The sequence below is a fragment of the Shewanella mytili genome, assembly GCF_046765975.1.
GTDB classification, from domain to species: Bacteria; Pseudomonadota; Gammaproteobacteria; order Enterobacterales; family Shewanellaceae; genus Shewanella; species Shewanella mytili.
Map to the genome: position 1 here is coordinate 87,362 of NZ_JBKOUD010000005.1, position 19,055 is coordinate 106,416.

Genomic DNA, 19,055 nt, shown 5'->3' on the forward strand with positions numbered 1-19,055 from the left:
TTTTAAAAGGAAAGCGTTCCATGAGTATCGAAATCAAGGTACCAGTTCTGCCAGAATCCGTAGCCGATGCGACTATTGCCACCTGGCATGTGAAGCCCGGTGAGGCGGTGACCCGTGATCAGAATCTGGTGGACATCGAAACCGATAAGGTTGTACTGGAAGTGGTTGCACCTGAAGACGGTGCCATCAGCGAATTGCTGGCACAAGAAGGCGACACCGTGCTGGCCGAGCAGGTGATTGCACAATTCACTGCCGGTGTGGTGGCAGGTCAGGAACTGACCAAGGAACAGGCTGAAGCCGGTGCGGCCAAAGAAGCGCCTGACGCAGAAGAAAGCAGCGATGCCTTGAGTCCTTCTGTGCGCCGTTTGGTGGCAGAACACAATGTGGACCCAAGCAAGATTAAAGGCACAGGTGTGGGCGGTCGCATCACCAAGGAAGATGTGGAAGCCTTTGTGAAATCCGCCGCCAAAGCGGCACCTGCTGCCGCGCCTGCCCCTGTGGCACTGGCGGGTGATCGCAGTGAAAAACGCGTGCCGATGACTCGTCTGCGTAAAACCATTGCCACCCGTTTGCTGGAAGCCAAAAACTCCACCGCCATGCTGACCACCTTTAACGAGGTCAACATGAAGCCCATCATGGATATTCGCAAGAAATACCAGGACGTGTTTGAGAAAAAACACGGCATCCGCCTTGGCTTCATGTCTTTCTACGTGAAAGCGGTTACCGAAGCGCTGAAGCGCTATCCGGAAGTGAACGCCTCGCTGGACGGTGATGAACTGGCTTACCACAACTATTTTGATGTCAGCATTGCTGTATCAACCCCTCGTGGACTGGTCACCCCAGTGCTGCGTGACACCGATACAATGACGCTGGCAGATATGGAGAAAGCCATCCGCGAACTGGCCATTAAAGGCCGTGACGGCAAGCTGACAGTCGACGACATGATGGGCGGCAACTTCACCATCACCAATGGTGGTGTGTTCGGTTCCCTGATGTCTACGCCTATCCTGAACCTGCCACAGAGTGCGATTCTGGGTATGCATGCGATCAAAGATCGGCCGATGGCTGTAAATGGTCAGGTGGAAATCCTGCCCATGATGTACCTGGCTCTTTCCTATGACCACCGCATCATTGATGGTCGTGAGTCAGTCGGTTTCCTGGTGACCATTAAGGATCTGCTGGAAGACCCAACCCGTCTGCTGCTTGACCTGTAAGGGGGAATACAGGCAGTGATCTCGTGGCTGGCCCCAAGCGGGCCAGCTGGACTGAAACGTTGTAAACGGATAAATCATCATGAATTTGCATGAGTATCAGGCAAAAGCCTTATTTGCTGAATATGGTTTGCCAGTCTCTGAAGGTATCGCTTGCGATACCCCTCAGGCAGCTGTGGAAGCTGCAGGGCACATTGGCGGCGACAAGTGGGTCGTGAAATGTCAGGTGCATGCCGGTGGCCGTGGTAAGGCCGGTGGTGTGAAAGTAACCGGAGACAAAGAAGAGATACGCGCCTTTGCCGAAAAATGGCTGGGCAAGAATCTGGTCACTTACCAGACTGATGAAAAAGGCCAGCCCGTGGCCAAGATTTTGGTGGAAAGCTGCACCGATATTGCCAACGAACTGTATCTGGGCGCGGTGGTTGACCGTGCTTCCCGTCGCGTAGTGTTCATGGCCTCTACCGAAGGCGGCGTGGAAATTGAAAAAGTTGCCGAAGAAACACCGGAGCTTATCCACAAAGCGGTGATTGACCCAATCACCGGCCCACAGCCTTTCCAGGGCCGTGATCTGGCATTCAAACTGGGGTTGAACTCAGCCCAGGTAAAACAGTTCACCAAGATTTTCATGGGGCTGGCAACCATGTTCCTGGATTACGACTTTGCCCTGTTGGAAATCAACCCATTGGTGATCACCTCTGAAGGCAACCTGCATTGCCTTGACGGCAAGATTGGCGTCGACAGCAACGCGCTGTTCCGTCAGCCCAAAATCAAGGACATGCATGACCCGTCACAGGATGACGCCCGTGAAGCCCATGCCGCCAAGTTTGAACTGAACTACGTGGCACTGGACGGTAACGTAGGTTGCATGGTGAACGGTGCCGGTCTGGCCATGGGCACCATGGACATCGTTAACCTGCACGGCGGCAAACCTGCCAACTTCCTGGACGTGGGCGGCGGTGCCACCAAAGAGCGCGTGTCTGAAGCGTTCAAGATCATTTTGTCAGACAGCCACGTAAAAGCGGTACTGGTGAACATTTTCGGCGGCATTGTACGTTGCGACATGATTGCCGAAGGCATCATCGGTGCGGTAAAAGAAGTGGGTGTTAACGTACCGGTTGTTGTGCGTCTGGAAGGTACCAACGCCGAATTGGGTGCCAAGGTACTGGCTGAATCCGGTCTGGACATTATTGCGGCTAAGAGTCTGACCGACGCGGCTCAGCAAGTGGTTAAAGCTGTGGAGGGCAAATAATGTCGATTTTAGTCAATAAAGATACCAAGGTAATCTGTCAGGGTTTCACTGGCGGTCAGGGGACATTCCACTCCGAACAGGCGCTGGCCTATGGCACGCAGCTGGTTGGCGGGGTATCTCCGGGCAAGGGCGGCACCACCCATCTGGGATTGCCGGTATTCAACACCGTAAAAGACGCGGTAGCGGCCACTGGCGCCACTGCCTCCGTGATTTACGTACCCGCGCCTTTTTGTAAAGACGCCATTCTGGAAGCCATCGACAGCGGTATTGAGCTGATTGTCTGCATCACTGAAGGCATCCCTACACTGGACATGCTGCAGGTGAAAGTAAAACTGGAGCAGACCGGCGTACGCATGATTGGCCCTAACTGCCCAGGGGTTATCACCCCGGATGAATGTAAGATTGGCATCATGCCAGGTCACATTCATAAAGCCGGTAAAGTGGGGATTGTTTCCCGTTCAGGCACACTGACCTATGAAGCGGTAAAACAGACCACTGACGAAGGCTTTGGCCAGTCTACCTGTGTCGGTATTGGTGGCGACCCAATCCCTGGTACCAACTTCATCGACGTGCTGGAAATGTTCCAGAACGATCCCTTGACCGAAGCCATCGTCATGATTGGTGAAATCGGCGGTACAGCGGAAGAAGAAGCGGCAGCCTATATCAAGGCTAACGTGACCAAGCCTGTTGTGTCTTACATTGCAGGGGTTACCGCCCCGGCAGGTAAGCGCATGGGCCATGCCGGCGCCATCATTGCCGGTGGTAAGGGCACTGCGGCAGATAAATTTGCCGCACTGGAAGCTGCCGGTGTGACTACCGTGCGCTCTTTGGCCGATATCGGCAAAGCCCTGCGTGAAAAAACCGGCTGGTAAGGGGTTGTATAAACTGGCCTGCGTTCAGTTTATTTTGCAACATCCATACCCGTGACTGAAAATCCCTCGCTTGATAGCGGGGGATTTTTTTAGCTTGAATCTCGGGCAGACCATGGGGCTTGTGGCGGCCATGGCAGTCATGAAGGTTAGGGCAGTTCCACTTTTTCCACCAAGGACACCACCTTGCCCTGCTTGAGCTGGGTGAGCAATTTCTGCCCCGGTTGCAGTTCACGGGCATCTTCCACAACTTGGCCGTTGGCATTTTTGGTAATGCTGTATCCCCGGCTGAGGGTGGCTAACGGGCTGACACTTTCCAGCCCATGGCTTGCGTTGGCCATGCGTTGCTGGCTTTGCTGCAGTTTGCCCCGCATCTGTTGTTGCAGTTGCTGGCTTAAATAGCCAAGGCGCCGGCTTTCCAGCGTTAAGCGGTGCTGGGGGTGCTGGGCATTCAGCCTGCCGCTAAGGCTTAATCCTTGCTGTTGTTTTTGCTGTATGAACTGCAAGATGGCCGCGCCCAAACGCAGTTGCTGTTCATCAAACCGCTGGCTGAGCTGTTGCAGCTGCCGCTGGGGATCCTGGCGTTGCAAGCGATGATCCCATTCCTGCAGGCGCTGGCGCAGCAATAACTGGCGATGCTGCCAGCTTTGCCATAAGCGCCCGCGCAGGGCTTGCAGCTGCTGGCGTTTATCGCCCGCATCCCGGGACAACATTTCAGCGGCTGCCGACGGGGTGGGGGCCCGCAAATCGGCCACATAGTCACTGATGCAGGTATCCACCTCATGGCCCACGGCGCTGACAACCGGCAATTCGCTGTTGAAAATGGCATAAGCCAGGGCTTCATTGTTAAAGCTCCAGAGATCTTCCAGACTGCCGCCGCCACGGGTCAACAGCAGCACATCCACCTCTTGGCGGGCATTGGCCAGATCCAGCGCCCGGACAAGCTGCCCTGGGGACTGTTCTCCCTGCACCGCCGCCGGATAGACAATCACCTCAATGCCGGGGTCGCGGCGCGCCAATACCTGCAACACATCCCGAATGGCAGCGCCGGTCGGGGAGGTGATAACCCCAATGCGCTGAATGTGCCGCGGCAGCACCCGTTTGGTGTCGCTGGCAAAAAGCCCCGCTGCGGCCAGTTTCATTTTCAGCACTTCATATTGCTGGGCCAGCACACCGTCACCGGCGGGCAGCATGGTTTCAATAATCAGCTGATAATCCCCCCGTGGCTCGTACACGCTGATATTGGCCCGCACCAGCACTTGCTGACCATTGACCGGCGTAAAGCGTACTTGCTGGTTGCGGCTGCGGAACATGGCGCAGCGGATCTGTGAGCGGCTGTCTTTGAGGGTCAGATACCAGTGGCCGGAGGAGGGGCTGGCAAAATTGGAAATTTCGCCATTAAGCCAGATACGGCCAAATTCACCTTCCAGCAGTTGCCTTACCTCACCATTAAGGCGGGAGACGGTATACACTTGGTGCTCGGCAGTTGACATGGAACACATTCCTGACTGAATTTTTCCTTATTTTCCCATTTACCCATTCTTGCTTGCAAGGTATAATGCCGCCGCAATATTTCACCTCTATTTGATTCCTACCCTAAGGGGAGATGTTGCAAATGTTACGTTTAATTAAAGAAGCGCTTACCTTTGACGATGTATTACTGGTACCTGCGCACTCCACTGTCCTCCCTAATACCGCAAGCCTGAAAACCCGGCTGACCCAAAAGATTGAGCTTAATATTCCGTTGCTGTCCGCTGCCATGGACACTGTAACCGAAGCCCGTCTGGCCATTGCCATGGCACAAGAAGGCGGTATTGGCTTTATCCACAAAAACATGAGCATTGAAGCTCAGGCCGAAGAAGTGCGCAAAGTGAAAAGCTATGAAGCTGGCGTGGTGGCCGATCCGGTAACCGTCACACCATCTACCACCATCGCTGAACTGCACGTGCTGACTCAACGCAATGGCTTTGCCGGTTATCCGGTAGTCACCGAAGCCAATGAATTGGTGGGAATTATCACCGGTCGTGACGTACGTTTCGTGACCGATCATAGCAAAACCGTGCAAGAAGTGATGACGCCAAAAGAGCGCCTGGTAACCGTAAAAGAGGGCACCAAGCACGATCAGGTACAAAAACTGATGCACAGCAACCGCATTGAAAAAGTGCTGGTAGTGGATGACGACTTTAAACTCAAAGGCCTCATCACCGTTAAAGACTTTAAAAAGGCCGAGCGCAAACCCAACGCCTGTAAAGACGAATTGGGCCGTTTGCGGGTGGGTGCCGCTGTGGGCGCGGGTGCCGGCAACGAAGAGCGTGTTGACGCACTGGTGAAAGCCGGCGCTGACGTACTGCTGATTGACTCTTCCCACGGCCACTCCGAAGGGGTATTGCAGCGCATTCGTGAAACCCGTGCCAAATATCCGGACATCCAGATTGTGGGCGGTAACGTGGCCACTGCCGACGGGGCATTGGCCCTGGTGGAAGCGGGTGTTAACGCAGTGAAAGTGGGCATCGGCCCCGGCTCCATCTGTACCACCCGCATCGTGACCGGCGTTGGTGTACCGCAAATCACCGCCGTATCTGATGCCGTTGAAGCCGTCAAACCTTTGGGCATTCCGGTAATTGCCGATGGCGGTATCCGTTACTCCGGGGATTTGGCCAAGGCGCTGGCTGCCGGGGCATCCTGCATCATGGCAGGCTCCATGTTTGCCGGTACCGATGAAGCTCCCGGCGAAGTGGAACTTTACCAGGGGCGTGCTTACAAATCCTATCGTGGCATGGGGTCTTTGGGCGCCATGTCCAAAGGTTCTTCAGACCGTTACTTCCAGAGCGATAACGCCGCTGACAAACTGGTACCGGAAGGTATTGAAGGCCGCGTACCTTACAAAGGCAAAATCAAAGAGCTTATCCATCAGCACATGGGCGGGCTGCGCTCTTGCATGGGGCTGACAGGCTGCGCCACCATCGAGGAGCTGAACGAAAAAGCCCAATTCGTGAAAGTGACCTCTGCCGGCATGGGCGAATCTCACGTGCATGATGTGACAATTACCAAAGAAGCCCCGAACTACAACGTTCGTGGCTGATAATAATTAAGTGGCGGCCTTTGTGGCTGCCGTTGTCTTCTTTCATGTCGCCACTTGTGGCGGCATTTGCACAAGAAATAAAGGTTTTCCATGAGCAATATTCATGAGCACAAGATACTCATTCTGGATTTTGGCTCCCAGTACACCCAGTTGATTGCCCGCCGCATTCGTGAAATCGGCGTGTATTGCGAACTGTGGGCCTGGGATGTCAGCGAACAGCAGATCCGGGAATTTGCCCCTAACGGCATTATCCTTTCAGGTGGCCCTGAAAGTGTGACTGAAGCCGCCTCTCCCCGCGCCCCCGAATACGTCTTCAATGCGGGCGTGCCCGTATTGGGGATCTGCTACGGCATGCAGACCATGAGTGAACAGCTGGGCGGCAAGGTGATCAAAGGCATCGGCGAAGGTGAATTCGGTTATGCCCAGGTGGAAATGCTGCAAACTTCCCCCTTGTTCCGTGACATTCAGGATGCGGTAAACCCTGACGGCAAACCGCTGCTGGATGTCTGGATGAGTCATGGCGACAAAGTGGCCGCCATTCCGCAAGGTTTTGTGGCGGTAGCCAGCACCGATACCTGTCCGTTTGCCGCCATGGCCAACGAAGACAAGCAATTTTACGGCGTACAGTTCCATCCGGAAGTGACCCACACCCGTCAGGGACAGCGCATTCTGGAGCATTTCGTACTGGATATCAGCGGGTGCGACAACAAATGGCAACCGGCCTCCATCATTGAAGATGCCGTGGCACGCATTAAAGCCCAGGTGGGCGATGATGAAGTCATTCTCGGCCTTTCTGGTGGCGTGGATTCCTCCGTCACCGCCATGCTGCTGCACCGCGCCATTGGCAACAAGCTGACCTGCGTGTTCGTGGACAACGGCCTGCTGCGCTTGAACGAAGCACAGCAAGTGCTGGAAATGTTCGGCGATCATTTCGGCCTGAACATTGTGCACGTAGACGGTGAAACGCGTTTCCTCGATGCCCTTAAAGGCGTGGATGATCCGGAAGCCAAACGCAAAATCATCGGTCGCGTATTTGTGGAAATCTTCGATGAAGAAGCCTCAAAACGGGTCAATGCCAAATGGCTGGCCCAAGGCACCATCTATCCGGATGTGATTGAATCCGCAGGCAGCGCCACCGGCAAAGCCCATGTGATCAAGTCTCACCACAACGTGGGTGGCCTGCCGGAAGATATGGAATTGGGGCTGGTAGAGCCGCTGCGGGAACTGTTCAAGGACGAGGTCCGCCGGATTGGCCTGGAACTGGGCCTGCCCTACGACATGCTGTTCCGCCATCCATTCCCCGGCCCCGGTCTGGGCGTGCGGGTGCTTGGCGAAGTGAAAAAAGAATACTGCGACTTGCTGCGCCGGGCGGATGCCATCTTCATTGAAGAGCTGCATAAAGCCGACTTGTACCAGAAAGTCAGCCAGGCCTTTACCGTATTCTTACCGGTACGCAGCGTGGGCGTTATGGGTGACGGCCGTAAATACGATTGGGTGGTATCACTGCGCGCAGTGGAAACCATCGATTTCATGACCGCACACTGGGCACACCTGCCATATGATTTCCTGGGACGGGTATCCAACCGCATCATCAATGAAATCGACGGCATCTCCCGCGTGGTTTACGACATCTCCGGCAAACCACCCGCCACCATTGAGTGGGAATAGGCCAAGTTATCAACGGCTAACCTGCTCTTGATAACGTAAGGAAATGCCAGTCAGTATGCCTGACTGGCATTTTTTATGGTGATCTTGATGTTTTGGTAATCCGGTAATCCCACCAAAAACACACTGACTTTAACTCTAAACATTCTGTATAAGCTGCGTTTCCTCGTTGGCAACTAACGCCGCATTAAGGTGTGAGCGGCGCTTGGCTATACTTGAGAGAAGCGAAAGCGCCAAGCGTTGCGAATCACTCTTAAATGCTTGTTAGTGTACACTTAGCGACATAATTCGATTAATAACTCCGTAGAAATTCTCAGTTCATCTTCTGTGAATACATTCCCAGAGTCTGGGTGATGGATAGCATTTCGAATATATGTAGGAAGCGTTTCATATGTAGTTGAACCGAAACCAGAACTTTTCTGATGCTTTGATAAATCAAAACATGGATGAGATCTAATGTATGTATCGCATGATTTTACACTGTTTTTGGATTCTTTATCTTGGAGCCAGCCATAAAGCTCAATGTGATAGTCATTAGAAGTAATATCGAAAGCTAAATAATTTGTTTCTGCACTTGTTACAGAAGGTAAAACTGATGGCGAGTCAATTTTTTTGACTTGAATTATACCATTTATTTCTTCCAGCGTAATAACTATATTATCAACTTTGTCAGATAATGCCTCTTTAATAACATGATCAGAGTGCGTGGCAAAAAACATCTGTACTTTGAGTGAATCATTTTCTGTAAATAATCCTTTATAATAGTTTAATATCTTCTGTTGCCATTTGGGGTGCATACTTAACTCCGGCTCATCTACCAAAATAGCAGAACCTGACAACAAGTTACTATTGCGAAGAAGATAGATCCCTCTAAACACAATTTGTTTTTCACCTGTACTTAACTCATCTAAAGGGATTGAAATCCCATTCTTTAGGAAAGTAATAGTTTTTTCCGAATCAATATCTGTTACTTTTTCGTATTCTAATTTTTCAAAGAAATTATCAAAAGAGTTCTTGAATCGGAACAAATTTGACTCTGGATAGAACTCACCCCAAGATTTAGGTGATGTTCCTAAAGTCTTATTCATCTCTGCATATTTATTATTATCTTGATTAACCACATCAACTATTAGCTGTTTCAAAGAAGTAAAATCATCGTTGCCATCAACATCGTACTTCTCTTTATCTAAAGAACTTGTTGTTGTGGTTGATATCTTCTGGGTTTTATAATCAGCTCTCGCTTTAGAATAAACACAACCATAGTGTCTTAAATCCGTAGTGTTTTCATCAAGCTTTACTCTATTGTTATACCTATCTTCACGTATTTTGATTCGTTGCTCATTTTCATCAATGAGATCAAAGAAATTGACATGGGTAGTTCCATCATTAGTTGGAACTGCTTTAAAAAGCTTATTATCAACCTCTGTTACATAAGATATATATTCAAAATACTCAAAAGAGCCAAGGTTAAGAAAATTACTAATTTCCTCAAGTATTGTTGATTTACCTGTACCATTTTCGCCAGCGAACACTATTGTACTGTAAGGTTTATGTGTAGACACATTAGAAAAATCTAAATGTAAATCTCCTAATACCGGATGGTTTTTCCACTTAACTTCGATTATTTTCATATTTGCTCGATTCTTATCTTTGTACACTAACGCCCAAAGCAGGCGCGCCGCTTTTTGGCGTCGCCCTGACTTTGCTTGTTAAATTTTGACCAGCTTCTGCACACCGTTACCCATCCTTGCGTTGTTAAGTGTGACAAAGCCAGAACCATCGTTAAAAGCATAAAATACAGAATTTTCGTGCAAAACTTGTTTCAAATTCTCAAGTTCAGCGGGATTACTAGGCTCTACTACCCAGATGCCTGCAGTTACGTAGGCTGGATTGGTTCGATCTATGGTGCAGCAATATTCAAAGTCGGCTAGTGCAGTAAGTAATGGTCTTAGACCACCAATTAATGTATCCGATTTAGCCAACTTTGCCTCAAGAGATATTACCATTGCCATTTTTGAATAATCGAGATTATCAGAATCCAGATCTGAACTGTTGGAATAGGTAATGATGTATTGCCCGTCAGGGAAATAAGTAGGAGCTCCTTCCATCACCGTAACCAGAGCCTTTGGATTTGAAAATTGAAACTCCAAATCTTGAACATCACTCATCAGAGAAACAGATGTAAGTACAATGCCAGTTGCAGAAATCAGCCATTTTTTCAGACTCTCTTTGTTCGGAAATTTCCTCTTATTCATCGCACGAATCTCTCTGAAAAATTTAACATTTTAATAATGAGAATGCTCATTTAGCACCTCTGACCAGTGTAAAGCGAGCATGTGAATTGTTTTAATAATTATCAAGTTACGCCATTTTGTCCAGATAAATTTACGATGAAAATGAGCATACTTGTTATCTCCCTGGATATCGCACACTATCTCACGATAACAAATCTTTAAACTGCTGATATTAAAAAATAATAATATTTTTACTGGTTGGATAACCGGACTGCTTATCAGGGCCTTGTTAATGGTATGGACGCTCCACCTCTCCTCCGTTGTCATACTTACGGAGTAGACACCAAATGAGGCCATACTATGAATACCATCACTCTCGGGATCGATTTAGCCAAAAATTCATTTTCACTTCACGTGTAATGGCTCAATGGATTTGGTCAGTGACATTGGGGCAACAGTGTGTGACAGGTTAGAGCAATAGCCTGTACCGCTGATGTCATATCAGGCGGGGAGTGTTGGCGTGAATTGGCCGAGGATGTACTCGGCTTTGGGCGTGGCGGGTTTCTTGCATTTTTTATTGTCACGTTGCCGCTGGAGATGGCAACATGATGGGATATTGTGGCAATATGCCAGTTTCATTAGCGTGAGTTTGACACAATTACGATACGGGTAAAGGGATATTAATGACGGCTAATAAAGTTAAAAACATCATTAATCAGCAAGTGAAAAATTTAAAATCCACATTTGTGGATGCAAAAAAAATTGACTGGGTAAATCAGTACCTTTCTGGTAATGCATCAGCGTTTGCCATTACATGCAAAGCGGGCACTTGTGATGTTACATCAAAGCCCATGTTGAGTAATCTGCCGACCATCACTCAGGGCGATCTCATCAAGTTATTGCGTCTTTGCGATTTTGATGATGAATGTTTTACATCGCCAAAACCCGTTACCTTAAGAACATCAACAATCATGGATGAGGTGCGTTGTACCTATGTGATTATCATCAATTTAGCTCTGGGTAGTGGTGCAGAGTTTGTTGATTTTATGGCAGAGGAGCCAGTATCCGGCTCAGTGACCGTGTTAATTCAGAAGAAGTATGCGGATGATAGTGTGTTGGGTAAGGCTATGGATACCACTCAAACAGCTTCGAAAGCGGTTGATGCCATCAGTACGGTAGCAAGTTTGTTGAAATAATATCTTGCGTGATTGAACATCGGTCAATGCTAATTGACCGTTTAAATGATGCGAGCCATCAAACATGATGCATTGATGGCTCGCCATTTTTAATGATGTTATTGTTTTGCACTACTGGCTTATGTTTAACCAGCCTTTGAATTTATACATTAATTCATGATATTTCTTTTCAACCTTATAGATGAGGTTGTCGATTAAACCAAACTGTTTTTCTAAACGGGTGCAACGGCTGTATTCAATGGTAGAAAATATCTCGGGTTGATATTTCCCGCCATAGGTACTGCCAGAGGTCATCACATCCAAGAAGAAACGATCTTTATCTGTCACGTTAGATGCAATAAATTGTTTGGTGTAATAGTCATTACCCACATCAGAATGCCGCACTTTGACAGTGTCAAATGCTTCTTTGGCATTTCTGAAAAGATAGCCGTATGAGCTGTTATTTAATAATGACTGGCTCTTATGGCTTAACTTTCTTTTCATGTAATATTGGATGTTTTTATCATACGGAAATCGTTTCATACGTTCAGATTGCCGGTATATGACATAGTCATTCACAAAATTCTTGTAGGTTTTACACAAGCCTTTTTGGTTTAGGGCAGCGTAATGAGAAATTCTTAATGAATATGGTGTTTCCAGATCTTTAATGTTATGAGCACCCGGGGTTGGTCTGATATATAAATATACGAATAAAGTAAAGAGAAAAAAAGGTAGTATTATTATATAAAATACAGGTTTGCAAGTAATGTACTCAATGAAACTGCCAATACCCGTCAAAATTCGTTTTAAAAAACGCATGCCATACCTTTATTACTTGAACACCCATCATGTTTTCGACGTAGTTAAACCTAGTTTCCGTTAAGAAACAAGACCTTGATATTCAAAATGCGTCAGGCATTTTGTTTGCTCAATAATTGAACGTTAGGCATGGGGTTTTTATGACCGGTGACATGGCGTATCTGGGGGGATTACCGGGAATGTCATCTTCTTTAATTCGTCCGGTCATTGAGGAGGCGTTTCGCGGACAAGGTATGTTAAAATCAGCGTCTGGCCGCGTTATTGGCCAGAGATTAAAAGAGGCGCACCCGCGCCTTTGTTGTGTTTAATCGGCGCCATGAGACACCTTATGACAGTGCAACAGGATGATTATTGGATGCAGCAGGCTTTGCTATTGGCAAAAGCGGCTGAAGCTGCCGGTGAAGTACCGGTAGGGGCCGTGCTGGTAAGGGATAACCAGTTGATTGCCAGTGGTCGCAACCAACCCATTGGCAGCCATGATCCTTGTGCCCATGCAGAAATTCTTTGTTTACGCCAGGCCGGGCAAATCCTGCAAAATTATCGTTTGCTGGATACCACCTTGTATGTGACGCTGGAGCCTTGCGCCATGTGTGCCGGTGCCATGGTGCACAGCCGGGTAGGGCGTTTGGTGTATGGCGCTGCCGACCCTAAAACCGGCGCGGCCGGTTCCGTATTGGATTTGTTGCAGCAACCATTATTCAATCATCAGGTGTTGGTGACTGGCGGCGTAATGGCCGCTGAATGCGGGGAGCTCCTCAGCAGTTTTTTTCGTCGTCGTCGCCGGGAAAAGAAACAGCTGAGAGTAAGCAGCTGTAATGATTATGATGCTGATTAGTATAATAAAAACCTGAGAATAAACGTTCTCTGGCAAAAATGCGTTTACGGTGGACTTTTTTGATAAGGCGGCGTCTGTGGGCGGCGTTACGATTGATAGAAAGTGCTTTCATGGGGGATCCCGGCAGTAAATTCGCATTCAACTTAGCAGGTTATGAGGGTTTTCGCCATCAGGAATATGGCCTGATGTTGCGTGCAACTCAGTGAGGTTGCACTGCCGTTTCAGGCTCCGTCACGGGAGACTGTGGCGGTACGGGACGGATGGCGGCGCGGTTGTCGGTGTCGTTCTCTGCCAGTTCAGGCTGGTTTTGCTGGTTATCGAGCCATACCAGCGTGTCGTAATAGCGGCGGATATTGTCCACATACTGCACGGCTTCACTGCCTCGGGCATACCCGTACTTGGTGGCTTGATAATATTTACGCTTTTGCAGTAATGGCAGCACTTGTTTCACGTCTTTCCAGGCACTGGGATTTTTCCCGAGCCTTTCTGCCAGTACCCTGGCATCTTCCACATGCCCAAAACCCACGTTATAGGATGCCAAGGCAAACCACATGCGTTCTTCCGACGGGATGGATGCGGGCAGGGTTTCCAGCATTTGGGCGAGATATTGCGCGCCGCCGCGAATGCTTTGTTGCGGGTCGAGCCGGTCTTGCACGCCCAGCTGCTGGGCGGTGGGAATGGTCAGCATCATCATGCCGCGCACACCGGTGGGCGAGCGGGCGCGAGGGTTCCAGTGGGATTCCTGATAACTGGTGGCCGCCAGTTTGCGCCAGTCCAGTTCGCCGGCGTAGTCTTTAAACCATTGCTCGTACCGGGGCAGGCGGTTTTTAACGGCGCGGATAAAGGCGCGGGTATCCACGTAATCAAAACGTTTTACATGGCCGAAATATTTCTCCACCAGGTGCTCCAGTGTGCCGTCACTTTTTTCCTGATGCCAAAAGCGCAGCAGGGCACTCATCAGGCTATCGCTGTGATTGGGCGGTAACAGCCATACCACCGCTTGGTGCGCTTTCAGTACCCTGTCCGCGCGCAGCTCGGGCATAAAGCGGCGGGTGATCTCCAGAGTGGTGGAATTGGTGATGGTATATGGCAACTCATTGTTGGCTATCTGTGAGAGCAGCTCTTCGTTGTCTTTGTCCTGCACCTCGTGCCATTGCAGTGCGGGATATTGTGCCTGCAATGTTTGCAGGGTTTCTACAAAGGCCGAGTTGGCAATAATTTCCAGTGGTGCGCCAAGTTGGGACAAATCCGCTGGCGGCGGTGAGCCTTCCCGGTATACCAGCAGTTGATCCACATAATAAAGGGGCGGGCCTAAACGAAACTGCGCTCGCCGGGACGAGGTGTCGCCAAGCCCTGCGGCAATCAGGTCTATCTCATCGCGCTGGAGCGCCTGGTACAACTCCTGGATATTGCCATAAGGGGTGATGTGCAGCGGTACATTCAAAAAATCTGCAAAACGGCTGGCCAGCTCGTAATCAAATCCGCTATCGCCCCGTGGGGATGAGACGTAAATTTGCGGGCTGTAGAGGGTACCTACCCGCAGGGGCGCTGTTTGCCAGCGGGGCGTGGACGGCGGCATCTCGATTGGCGGCGGTTTTTGGCAACCCGCCAGCCATAACAGGGCGATGAATACAGCAGTCAGTTTTTTCATGGGTGTTGTCTAATTGAGCGTTTAACAGGTGTTATCAGTCAACATGGACAGCAAAGTGAACTGCCGGATAATTTACGTCTATATTTCAGCCTGTTGCCTTTGTTGGCAGCCTTATTCCCTTGTCCGTGAATGGCGTTGTTTGGTGTGCTGAACGCTATGTTCCTCTTATTGCATAAGTTTATACCATAGATGGTGGTTAATTGCGCTAACTGCGAGGTGATTTACCCACGGTATTTCCCTATAATATCGGCACTTCTGACCCTGTATTCCTATCTAAAAAGGTGATAAGACGTGATGGAAATCATCCGCGGAGCCCCGGCACTCTCAGATTTCAGAGTGCAAAAATTGTTACAAGCCTGTCGTGCTGCCGGGCTGCCAGTCAAGGATATCTACGCTGAATATGTGCATTTGGCCGACGTGACAACCCCATTGGCCGATGCCGATAAAATGCAGCTGGAAAAGCTCCTCACTTATGGCCCGGCCATTGAATCCCATGAGCCTCAGGGTCAGCTTTTATTTGTGACGCCGCGGCCTGGCACGATTTCTCCCTGGTCTTCCAAAGCCACCGATATTGCCCATAACTGCGGCCTGCAACAGATAAGCCGCCTGGAGCGGGGCATTGCCTATTACGTGCAGGGTGATGCCATGGACGGGCAACAACAGCAACAGCTTAAAGGCTTGCTCCATGATCGCATGATGGAAGTGGTACTGGACGGTTTTGATGCCGCGGCCTGCCTGTTCCAGAAAGCACAGCCCAAACCGTTTGTCAGCGTGAATATTCTCGCCGAAGGCCGCCGTGCACTGGAAGTGGCCAACCGGCAGTTGGGTTTGGCTCTGGCTGAGGACGAAATCGATTATCTGGTGGAAAACTTCATCAAGCTGGGGCGCAACCCCAATGACATTGAGCTGATGATGTTTGCCCAGGCCAACTCTGAGCACTGCCGTCACAAGATTTTCAATGCGGATTGGACCATTGATGATGAGGTGCAGCCCAAATCATTGTTCAAGATGATCAAGAACACCTTTGAAAATACACCGGATTACGTGCTGTCTGCTTACAAAGACAACGCGGCGGTCATGACCGGATGCGATGCCGGCCGTTTCTTCCCGGATACTGACGGCGTTTATCGTTATCACACTGAGCCGGTGCATATCCTGATGAAGGTGGAAACCCACAATCATCCCACCGCCATCAGCCCTTATCCCGGTGCGGCCACCGGCTCCGGCGGCGAAATCCGTGATGAAGGCGCCACCGGCCGCGGCTCAAAACCCAAGGCCGGCCTGACGGGCTTTAGCGTATCCAACCTGAAAATTCCGGGCTTTGTGCAGCCATGGGAAGGGGATTATGGCAAGCCGGAGCGGATTGTCAGTGCCTTTGACATCATGATGGATGGCCCGCTGGGCGGCGCTGCCTTTAACAACGAATTCGGACGCCCGGCACTGCTGGGGTATTTCCGTACCTACGAGCAGCAGGTGTGCAGCCATAACGGTGTGGAAGTCCGTGGTTACCACAAACCCATCATGCTGGCCGGCGGCCTTGGCAATATTCGCGAAGAACACGTACAAAAAGGGGAAATCTCCCTTGGCGCCAAGCTGATTGTGCTGGGTGGCCCAGCCATGAACATTGGCCTTGGCGGCGGTGCCGCATCCTCCATGGCGTCCGGGCAGTCCAGCGAAGATCTGGATTTTGCCTCAGTACAGCGCGACAACCCGGAAATGGAGCGCCGCTGTCAGGAAGTGATTGACCGCTGCTGGCAGTTGGGTGAAGACAACCCCATCCAGTTTATTCACGATGTGGGCGCCGGCGGTTTGTCGAATGCCTTCCCTGAGCTGGTGAGCGATGCCGGCCGTGGCGGCAAGTTTGAGCTGCGCAATGTGCCATCGGATGAACCGGGCATGAGCCCGCTGGAAATCTGGTGTAACGAGTCGCAAGAGCGTTATGTGCTATCCGTGGCCGCTGAAAAACTGGCCACCTTTACCGCCATTTGTGAACGGGAGCGGGCACCTTTTGCCGTGGTAGGGGAAGCAACGGCAGAAGAGCACCTCAGCCTGCATGATGAGCACTTTGACAATAAACCCATCGATTTGCCGCTGGAAGTGCTGCTGGGCAAAGCGCCCAAAATGAGCCGTGACGTAACCACACAGCAGGTTAGCGGCACACCGTTGGCGCAGGACCGCATTGCCCTGCCGGAAGCGGTGAAACGGATACTGAACTTGCCCGCTGTGGCGGATAAAACCTTCCTTATCACCATTGGCGATCGCAGCGTGACCGGGCTGGTCAATCGGGATCAAATGGTTGGCCCTTGGCAGGTGCCGGTGGCGGATTGCGCCGTCACCGCCGCCACCTTTGACACCTACGCCGGCGAAGCCATGTCCATTGGCGAGCGCACGCCGCTGGCTTTGCTGGATTTTGCCGCTTCTGCCCGCATGGCGGTGGCTGAGTCACTGCTGAATATTGCCGGGACGGACATTGGCGATTTGAAACGGATTAAACTGTCTGCCAACTGGATGTCGGCAGCCGGTCACCCCGGCGAAGACGCTGGCTTGTACGCAGCCGTGAAAGCGGTGGGCGAAGAGTTGTGCCCTGAGCTGGAGCTGACCATTCCGGTGGGCAAGGACTCCATGTCCATGAAAACCGCTTGGGAAGACAGTGACGGACAGAAAACCGTTACCGCGCCGTTGTCTCTGATCATCACGGCATTCGCGGCCGTGCGTGATGTTCGCAACACCGTAACGCCGGAGCTGCGCACTGACAAAGGCGATACCGCATTGTTATTGGTGGATGTGGCCAATGGGCAGCAGCGTTTGGGCGGTTCCTGTTTGGCTCAGGTGTATGGCGAGCTGGGGGATAACGCCCCGGATGCAGATAACGCCGCTGTGCTGAAAGGGTTCTTCAACGTGACCCAGGCGCTGGTGGCAGAACGCAAATTGCTGGCCTATCACGATCGCAGTGATGGCGGTTTGCTGGTGACTTTGGCTGAAATGGCCTTTGCCGGCCATACCGGGCTGAATGTGGAGCTAAGCGGACTGCCAGGCAGCGACATTGCCCGCCTGTTCAATGAAGAACTTGGCGCCGTGGTGCAGGTGGCCGCTGCTGATGCTGCCGAGGTGATGGCTGCCTATCAGGCTGCGGGCGTCAGCTGTGTGCCGGTGGCAACATTGAATGATGAAGATGTGCTGCGCATTGCAGATGGCAATCGTGACGTGTTTAGCGCCAGTCGCACCGAGCTGCGCACCCTTTGGTCTGAAACCACCTATCGCATGCAGGCGCTGCGGGATAATCCGCAATGTGCGCTGGAAGAGTTCCAGCTGAAACAGGATGCAACGGATCCTGGCTTGACCGTAAAACTGGGCTTTGATCCCGCGGAAGATGTTGCCGCGCCTTATATCCTGAAAGGTGCTGCACCGAAAATGGCCATTTTGCGTGAGCAAGGGGTGAACTCCCAGACTGAAATGGCAGCGGCCTTTGACCGGGCAGGTTTTGAAAGCATCGATGTGCACATGTCGGATGTGCTGTCAGGGCGCATCCAGTTACAGCAGTTCCAGGGGCTGGTGGCTTGCGGCGGCTTCTCTTACGGTGACGTGTTGGGCGCCGGTGAGGGCTGGGCAAAATCCATTTTGTTCAACCCCCGTGCCCGGGATGAATTCAGCCAGTTCTTTGCCCGTGAGGACAGCTTTGCCCTCGGGGTATGCAATGGTTGTCAGATGTTATCAAACCTCAAGGAGATCATCCCCGGCGCCGAGCATTGGCCACGTTTTGTGCGTAACCGCTCGGAACGTTTTGAGGCTCGCTTCAGTCTGGTGGAAATTCAGCAAAGCCCGTCCTTGTTCTTCCAGGGCATGGCCGGTTCCAGAATGCCGATTGCGGTGTCCCACGGGGAAGGGCGCGCCGAATTCACCTCGGTGGCAGCCCAGCAGCAGGCAGAGCAAAGTGGTACGGTCGCCCTGCGTTATGTGACCGGCAGCGGCGAGATTGCCACCCGTTATCCGCAAAACCCCAACGGTTCTCCGCAGGGGCTGGCAGGGATTGCCTCTGCCGATGGCCGGGTCACCATCATGATGCCGCATCCTGAGAGGGTGTTCCGCACTGTGGCCAACTCTTGGCATCCCGATCAATGGGGAGAAGACAGCCCGTGGATGCGCATGTTCCGTAATGCTCGGGTAAATGTGGGGTAACGCCCCTCATATGAATTTTTTCTGATGTAAAAAAGCGGGTAAATTTAATGCCCGCTTTTTTTTATGACAATTCCATTCTTAAAAAATGC

At 51.1% G+C, this 19,055-nt stretch carries 13 protein-coding genes; 8 read left to right on the forward strand and 5 right to left on the reverse strand.

The window, feature by feature from the left end:
* The first annotated feature begins 20 nt into the window (after positions 1-20).
* From odhB to sucD, 3 genes are all read left to right on the forward strand, one after another.
* Entirely contained in the window at positions 21-1,214 is a 1,194-nt protein-coding gene (gene odhB / locus ACIDEJ_RS07060) for a 2-oxoglutarate dehydrogenase complex dihydrolipoyllysine-residue succinyltransferase (RefSeq protein ID WP_411987384.1), read from the forward strand.
* A 79-nt stretch (positions 1,215-1,293) separates the two neighbouring features.
* Positions 1,294-2,460 (forward strand): ADP-forming succinate--CoA ligase subunit beta, encoded by a 1,167-nt coding sequence (gene sucC / locus ACIDEJ_RS07065; RefSeq protein WP_411987385.1) that lies wholly within the window; start codon positions 1,294-1,296, stop codon positions 2,458-2,460.
* Positions 2,460-3,332, forward strand: a complete 873-nt coding sequence (sucD, locus tag ACIDEJ_RS07070) for a succinate--CoA ligase subunit alpha (RefSeq protein ID WP_411987386.1) — start codon at positions 2,460-2,462, stop codon at positions 3,330-3,332. The genes sucC and sucD overlap by 1 nt, the downstream gene beginning before the upstream one ends.
* Positions 3,333-3,478: 146 nt before the next feature.
* On the opposite strand, the gene xseA is transcribed toward sucD, so the two are convergent.
* Positions 3,479-4,822, reverse strand: coding sequence for an exodeoxyribonuclease VII large subunit (gene xseA / locus ACIDEJ_RS07075; protein WP_411987387.1), 1,344 nt, complete (start codon positions 4,820-4,822; stop codon positions 3,479-3,481).
* Positions 4,823-4,944: 122 nt separating this feature from the next.
* Between xseA and guaB the strand changes: the two genes are divergently transcribed.
* Both guaB and guaA read left to right on the forward strand, forming a co-directional pair.
* Positions 4,945-6,411: an IMP dehydrogenase gene (guaB, locus tag ACIDEJ_RS07080; protein WP_411987388.1), complete on the forward strand. Its 1,467-nt coding sequence runs from the start codon at positions 4,945-4,947 to the stop codon at positions 6,409-6,411.
* 90 nt (positions 6,412-6,501) lie between these two features.
* Positions 6,502-8,079, forward strand: a complete 1,578-nt coding sequence (gene guaA, locus ACIDEJ_RS07085) for a glutamine-hydrolyzing GMP synthase (protein ID WP_411987389.1) — start codon at positions 6,502-6,504, stop codon at positions 8,077-8,079.
* A gap of 272 nt (positions 8,080-8,351) precedes the next feature.
* Here guaA and ACIDEJ_RS07090 read toward each other — a convergent pair whose 3' ends face one another.
* Together ACIDEJ_RS07090 and ACIDEJ_RS07095 are read right to left on the reverse strand one after the other, a co-directional pair.
* Positions 8,352-9,707: an AAA family ATPase gene (locus ACIDEJ_RS07090; RefSeq protein WP_411987390.1), complete on the reverse strand. Its 1,356-nt coding sequence runs from the start codon at positions 9,705-9,707 to the stop codon at positions 8,352-8,354.
* 78 nt (positions 9,708-9,785) lie between these two features.
* Entirely contained in the window at positions 9,786-10,331 is a 546-nt protein-coding gene (locus ACIDEJ_RS07095) for a hypothetical protein (RefSeq protein ID WP_411987391.1), read from the reverse strand.
* Between the two features lie 662 nt (positions 10,332-10,993).
* Between ACIDEJ_RS07095 and ACIDEJ_RS07100 the strand changes: the two genes are divergently transcribed.
* Positions 10,994-11,506: a hypothetical protein gene (locus tag ACIDEJ_RS07100; RefSeq protein ID WP_411987392.1), complete on the forward strand. Its 513-nt coding sequence runs from the start codon at positions 10,994-10,996 to the stop codon at positions 11,504-11,506.
* A 111-nt stretch (positions 11,507-11,617) separates the two neighbouring features.
* Here ACIDEJ_RS07100 and ACIDEJ_RS07105 read toward each other — a convergent pair whose 3' ends face one another.
* Complete coding sequence (locus tag ACIDEJ_RS07105) at positions 11,618-12,304, reverse strand: hypothetical protein (protein ID WP_411987393.1); 687 nt, start codon at positions 12,302-12,304, stop codon at positions 11,618-11,620.
* A 328-nt stretch (positions 12,305-12,632) separates the two neighbouring features.
* On the opposite strand from ACIDEJ_RS07105, the gene tadA reads away from it, so the two are divergent.
* Complete coding sequence (gene tadA, locus ACIDEJ_RS07110) at positions 12,633-13,139, forward strand: tRNA adenosine(34) deaminase TadA (RefSeq protein ID WP_411987394.1); 507 nt, start codon at positions 12,633-12,635, stop codon at positions 13,137-13,139.
* A 199-nt stretch (positions 13,140-13,338) separates the two neighbouring features.
* Here the strand turns inward: tadA and mltF are convergent, their stop codons facing one another.
* The gene (gene mltF, locus ACIDEJ_RS07115) at positions 13,339-14,790 is read right to left on the reverse strand and encodes a membrane-bound lytic murein transglycosylase MltF (RefSeq protein WP_411987395.1); all 1,452 of its coding nucleotides are present in this window, start codon (positions 14,788-14,790) and stop codon (positions 13,339-13,341) included.
* Positions 14,791-15,084: 294 nt separating this feature from the next.
* Between mltF and purL the strand changes: the two genes are divergently transcribed.
* Positions 15,085-18,966, forward strand: coding sequence for a phosphoribosylformylglycinamidine synthase (purL, locus tag ACIDEJ_RS07120; RefSeq protein WP_411987469.1), 3,882 nt, complete (start codon positions 15,085-15,087; stop codon positions 18,964-18,966).
* The last annotated feature ends 89 nt before the right edge of the window (positions 18,967-19,055 follow it).

Excerpts from the sequence above, each read along its gene's own strand:
- guaA (WP_411987389.1), top strand. The coding sequence starts at position 6,502 with ATGAGCAATATTCATGAGCACAAGATACTCATTCTGGATTTTGGCTCC.
- guaB (WP_411987388.1), top strand. The coding sequence starts at position 4,945 with ATGTTACGTTTAATTAAAGAAGCGCTTACCTTTGACGATGTATTACTG.
- purL (WP_411987469.1), top strand. The coding sequence starts at position 15,085 with ATGGAAATCATCCGCGGAGCCCCGGCACTCTCAGATTTCAGAGTGCAA.
- ACIDEJ_RS07100 (WP_411987392.1), top strand. The coding sequence starts at position 10,994 with ATGACGGCTAATAAAGTTAAAAACATCATTAATCAGCAAGTGAAAAAT.
- ACIDEJ_RS07105 (WP_411987393.1), bottom strand. The coding sequence starts at position 12,304 with ATGCGTTTTTTAAAACGAATTTTGACGGGTATTGGCAGTTTCATTGAG.
- odhB (WP_411987384.1), top strand. The coding sequence starts at position 21 with ATGAGTATCGAAATCAAGGTACCAGTTCTGCCAGAATCCGTAGCCGAT.
- sucC (WP_411987385.1), top strand. The coding sequence starts at position 1,294 with ATGAATTTGCATGAGTATCAGGCAAAAGCCTTATTTGCTGAATATGGT.
- ACIDEJ_RS07090 (WP_411987390.1), bottom strand. The coding sequence starts at position 9,707 with ATGAAAATAATCGAAGTTAAGTGGAAAAACCATCCGGTATTAGGAGAT.
- mltF (WP_411987395.1), bottom strand. The coding sequence starts at position 14,790 with ATGAAAAAACTGACTGCTGTATTCATCGCCCTGTTATGGCTGGCGGGT.
- ACIDEJ_RS07095 (WP_411987391.1), bottom strand. The coding sequence starts at position 10,331 with ATGAATAAGAGGAAATTTCCGAACAAAGAGAGTCTGAAAAAATGGCTG.
- tadA (WP_411987394.1), top strand. The coding sequence starts at position 12,633 with ATGACAGTGCAACAGGATGATTATTGGATGCAGCAGGCTTTGCTATTG.
- sucD (WP_411987386.1), top strand. The coding sequence starts at position 2,460 with ATGTCGATTTTAGTCAATAAAGATACCAAGGTAATCTGTCAGGGTTTC.
- xseA (WP_411987387.1), bottom strand. The coding sequence starts at position 4,822 with ATGTCAACTGCCGAGCACCAAGTGTATACCGTCTCCCGCCTTAATGGT.